At 67.9% G+C, this 4,566-nt stretch carries 4 protein-coding genes and 1 pseudogene; 3 read left to right on the forward strand and 2 right to left on the reverse strand.

What is annotated here, in order from left to right; all coding sequences use genetic code 11:
• On the reverse strand, positions 1-348 hold a 348-nt coding region (locus tag ACIBB8_RS37435; protein ID WP_398959831.1), incomplete at its 3' end, for a hypothetical protein.
• Between the two features lie 38 nt (positions 349-386).
• Here ACIBB8_RS37435 and ACIBB8_RS37440 point away from each other — a divergent pair.
• Positions 387-1,664 (forward strand): transposase, encoded by a 1,278-nt coding sequence (locus tag ACIBB8_RS37440; protein WP_398959833.1) that lies wholly within the window; start codon positions 387-389, stop codon positions 1,662-1,664.
• Positions 1,665-2,079: 415 nt separating this feature from the next.
• Positions 2,080-2,820: an IS6 family transposase gene (locus ACIBB8_RS37445; protein ID WP_398959837.1), complete on the forward strand. Its 741-nt coding sequence runs from the start codon at positions 2,080-2,082 to the stop codon at positions 2,818-2,820.
• A gap of 75 nt (positions 2,821-2,895) precedes the next feature.
• On the opposite strand, the pseudogene ACIBB8_RS37450 reads toward ACIBB8_RS37445, so the two are convergent.
• Positions 2,896-3,108: pseudogene (locus ACIBB8_RS37450) on the reverse strand (recombinase family protein); the annotation flags it as partial.
• 199 nt (positions 3,109-3,307) lie between these two features.
• Between ACIBB8_RS37450 and ACIBB8_RS37455 the strand changes: the two are divergent.
• On the forward strand, positions 3,308-4,486 hold the full coding sequence (locus ACIBB8_RS37455; RefSeq protein WP_398959835.1) for a hypothetical protein: 1,179 nt from the start codon (positions 3,308-3,310) through the stop codon (positions 4,484-4,486).
• Positions 4,487-4,566 lie beyond the last annotated feature (80 nt).

The raw sequence follows: 4,566 nt of genomic DNA on the forward strand, positions 1-4,566 counted from the left end.
CCGGACCCACGCGACCTCGTCCTGCAGGCGCTCGGCGATGTTCGCACGGCCGGACAGCTCCTCGTCGTCGCTGCCGTCCGGGTCTTCCGGGGCCGGCCAGCCCGCGGCACGCAGCAGCCCGAGCGCGGCGTCCAGGGCGTCGAGGTCGGCGCCCTGGGTGAGCTGGTGCACCCGGGTCGGCGACAGCCCCGCCGCCTCGGCGACCTTCCGGACGGAGACCTTCTCGTGCCGGGCGGCAGCCAGGGCCCAGTCCCGCTCTCGCTCAGCCTGCTCCAGCCGCCACGCGGCCCGCTGCACCCGCGCCAACACACGCCGCTCGCGGCGGAACTTCTTCAACCACTCCGTCACCCGCGACAGCCTGCCACTCTGCCCCACACCACCCATCAGTGTTCAGGAAACTGAACGCCGTAGCGGTGATCCCTGCTCGGATACTCCTCGGCCCCCGAACTGCTCTCCGAGAGCGCGGACTGAAGCACGCCGCCGCACCGGTGATCGACGAGGCTTTCACCGGCGTCCAGGGCCAGTTGGGGACCACGGCGGCCTGCCGCCTGACCGGACGCTCACGCGCCATCCACTACCGCCGCCTCAGCCCGAAGCCGAAGCCCGCACCGTCCCCAAGACCCACGCCCGCCTCGGCCCTCTCACCGGCCGGGCGGGCCCAGGTCCTGGCGCTGCTGAACCGGCCGGAGTACGTCGACCTGCCACCCGCCCAGGTGTGGGCACGTGAGCTGGACGCGGGGAACTACTGGTGCTCGCAGCGGACGATGTACCGGATCCTGTCCGCCGCCGGGCAGAACGGCGAACGCCGCCGCCAGGCCACCCACCCGCCCAGGACGATCCCCGAACTGGTCGCCAACGGGCCCTCGGAGATTTTGACCTGGGACATCACCCGACTGCCCGGCCCGGCCAAGGGCATCTGGTTCCACGCCTACGTGATCATCGACATCTTCAGCCGGTACATCGTCGGGCACACCGTCGAACTGGCTGAAACGGCTGAGCGGGCCGAGGAGTTGATCCGCGAGACCATCGAGCGCAACGGCATCGTGCCCCACACCGTCCACGCGGACCGCGGCACCTCCATGACCAGCAAGAAAATCTCCCAGCTACTGATCGACCTTGGCGTCACCCGGAGCCACTCCCGCCCCAGGGTGAGCAACGACAACCCCTTCAGCGAAAGCCAGTTCCGCACCACCAACTACGCACCCGACTACCCCGAACGCTTCGACTCCCTGGCACACGCCCGGAAGTGGATGGACGCGTTCATCGCCTACTACAACCACGAGCACCGGCACTCCGGGATCGGCCTGCACCCCCCGCATCCGTGCACTTCGGCACCGCCCACGAGGTCAGGGACCAGCGGTCCGTCGCCCTCGCCGAGGCCTACGAACGCCACCCCGAACGCTTCGCCCGACGGCCGAAACCACCCGAGATACCCGGCCAGGTCTGGATCAACGACCCCGCCAAACGAGCATAATCCGAACCACAAAACTCATAGCGATATAAACGTCTCATTTGACTTGACAACTACCGAGCGGGCGGCGTGTTCGTCACCTGGTTGGCTTGCAGCTGACTCGTCTGCTGGTGTCTGGTCGGTCATGGGGCGTGGAGTGGTGTCCGGTGCAGCACCGGAGCTCTGCCGGTCTCTGCTTTCACCATCGAGCTGATGGTCTGCTACTCATCATGACCCTTCGCGTTCCAGACGTGGGCTGATAGGTGACCGATGAGTCGTCAGGCCCCGGTCGTCGCGCCGCCAGGAGCGCGAGGCTGCCCGAACTCTGGAGCAGCACCGGCACGAAGAACTGGCCTGGCCGGAGGCGGTCTGGGAGTGCCAGTCTTGCCAGGCCGATGTCGATCCCGGCACGGAGGGCCTCGACGGCCATTGCCCCACGCAGGGCAGTCTGTGCCCGGACTGCGAACACACCCGCCGAGAAGAAGTGCAGCAGCGCGTCGCCGCTGAAGACATGGCCAGCGCAAATGGCATTTTTGCCCGCCTGAAGACCCGAACTCCGCATCGGCGAACAGCTCCCCGAACGGCACTGTCACATTGGCTGACCGGGTGGGATGATCTTCGGGTTGGTCATGGTGGAGGGGAAGTCGTCGGTGGAGAGTGCGTCGCCGTCGTACAAGGGGCATCGGTACCCGATCGAGGTGATCTCCCACTGCGTGTGGCTGTACTTCCGCTTCCCGCTCAGCTTCCGCGAGGTGGAGGAGCTGATGCTGCAGCGCGGCGTGATCGTCTCCTATGAGACGATCCGCCGCTGGTGCATGAAGTTCGGGCAGGCCTATGCGAACGGACTGCGCCGCCGCCGGCTGCGGCCCGGGGATAAATGGCATCTGGACGAGGTGTTCGTGAAGATCAACGGGGAGCTGAAGTACCTGTGGCGGGCCGTCGACGCCGGCGGCACCGTTCTGGACGTCCTCGTGCAGAACCGGCGGGACAAGGCCGCCGCCCGGCGCTTCTTCCGCCGCCTGCTGAAGAAAACGCGTGCGGTCCCGCGGGTGATCATCACCGACAAGCTGCGCTCCTACGGCACCGCCCACCGTGAGGTCATGCCATCGGTGGAGCACCGCTCCCACAAGGGCCTGAACAACCGGGCCGAGAACAGCCACCAGCCCACGCGGCAACGCGAGCGCGCGATGAAAGGCTTCCGATCGGTGGGTGCCGCACAACGGTTCCTGGCCGCGCTCAGCGGTATCTCACCGCACTTCCGACCTCACCGCCACCTGATGACCGCCTCGAACTACCGCACCGAGATGACCGTCCGCTTCGCGATCTGGGACCAGATCACCGGCGCTGCCAACCTGCCCACCACGGCCTGAACACAGGCCCGGGACGCGGGCCCACCACGCCCCGACGCACCAACAGACAGCCACGCACCCAACAACGTGACAACGCCCGTGGCACGCCTTCAGCTCGGGACGGAGTGCGTCCTTGCCGGACTTCTTGTCCGCGAAGATCTTCCGGCACCCGGCGGCGGTGAGCGCGTCGAGCTGCCGCTCCAGCTTCTGCCCGCTGGTCGACACCCGGGCGTACCCGATTTTGATCTCGGTGCAGACGAGGGGTTCGGCGACGAGGAGGCCCGGCTCGGCCGGTGCGGGGGTGGTCATGGCCCCGGATCATGTCAGAAAACGGTGGTCCGGAGTTCTTGAAGGTCCCAGGTTTTTGAAGGGTTTTTGAAGGCCCTGGGGGTCCGGGCGACCCTTCGGGAGAGATCTTCAGAAAACGAAGGTTTTTTGACGTCTACCCTCACGTGCGATGGCTCCGACGCGCGGGCCGTGTCGGTGGTGAGGGCTAAGGTGCGCTGTCGTGGACGCTGCTGATCTCGACTACCGGGCCCGAACGCTGACGGGCTGCATTCCTCCGCTGCTGGTGTCGCGGCTTCTCGAACTCGGTCATGAGCGGGAAGTGGAGTTCCAGGCCGGCCGCGGGGAGTGGTTCTGCGCGCTGGAGTGGGCACGGCTGCTCGGGCATCGGGGCCAGCGCGAGCAGGCGTTGGAGGTGCTCGCTCCGTACATCGCCACGAACTGGTGGCCAGCGGCCAGAGCTCGGGCGGAGCTGCTGGAGGGCTGGGGCCGGGTGGAGGAGGCGATCGCGCTGTCCCGCCCGTACGCGGAGGCCGGTGACCGGCTGGCGCTGGTCTTCCTCGCGCGCCTGCTGGCCCGCCACGGCCGCAGCGGCGAGGCGTTCATGCTGCTGCGTGCCGGGATCCAGGACTGGTTTCTCGCCGAGTGCCTGGTCGACGTCGCCGAAGCGGCGGGCATGGACGAGGAAGCGGCGGCCCTGTTGGAGGTCCGGATAGAAGGGGCGGTCCCCGCTTGCAACGACCCCGACTGCAACAACCTCCGGATGGAACCGTCCAACGCAGTCGGCCTGCTCGCCACGATCAGGGAACGGCAGGGCCGGATCGAGGAGGCGATCGCCCTGCTGCACACCCGCGAGGCCACTTCTGTCAACGGCCGTGACCAGCTGGCCGACCTGCTGGCCAGGCACGACCGGATCACGGAACTGCGTGCGTACGCGGCGTCCGAGCACCACGGGCACGCCGCGCAGCGCCTTGCCGAAGTGCTGGAGGAACGCGGCAACGTGGAAGGCGCGATCGCCGCCTACCGCACGTTCGGTGCCACGCCGTCCGGCATGTGGCATGTGGCTGTACCGCTGTCCGAGATCCTGGTCCGGCACGGACGGAGCGACGAGGCGATCGAGGTGCTGCGCGCGCTCACCGAACACGACGCGGAGGACTGGATCGTCCACACTCTTTGCACCCTGTACGCCGACCACGGCCGGCCCCGGGACGGCCTGGCCCACCTCGATGCCATCAAGGCGCGAAGCGACGGCAAGGAGGACTGGGACCTCTTCCAAATGCGGCTTCCGCTCATGGCCGACTGCGGCCTGCTCGATGAAGCGATCGAGCAGGCGCGGGCGCACCCCGAGGGCGACACCTGGTACGCGGCCTGGGTCCTGTCCGACGTGGACTCTGCTGCGTAATTCCTGGGTCAGGCCGTGAGTCGGTAGGCGAGGCGTTCGAGGCGGCTGCTGCGGGTGTGGTGCTGGTCGTGTCCGGTCCA

This window comes from Streptomyces sp. NPDC051286 (assembly GCF_044455345.1).
GTDB lineage: Bacteria > Actinomycetota > Actinomycetes > Streptomycetales > Streptomycetaceae > Streptomyces.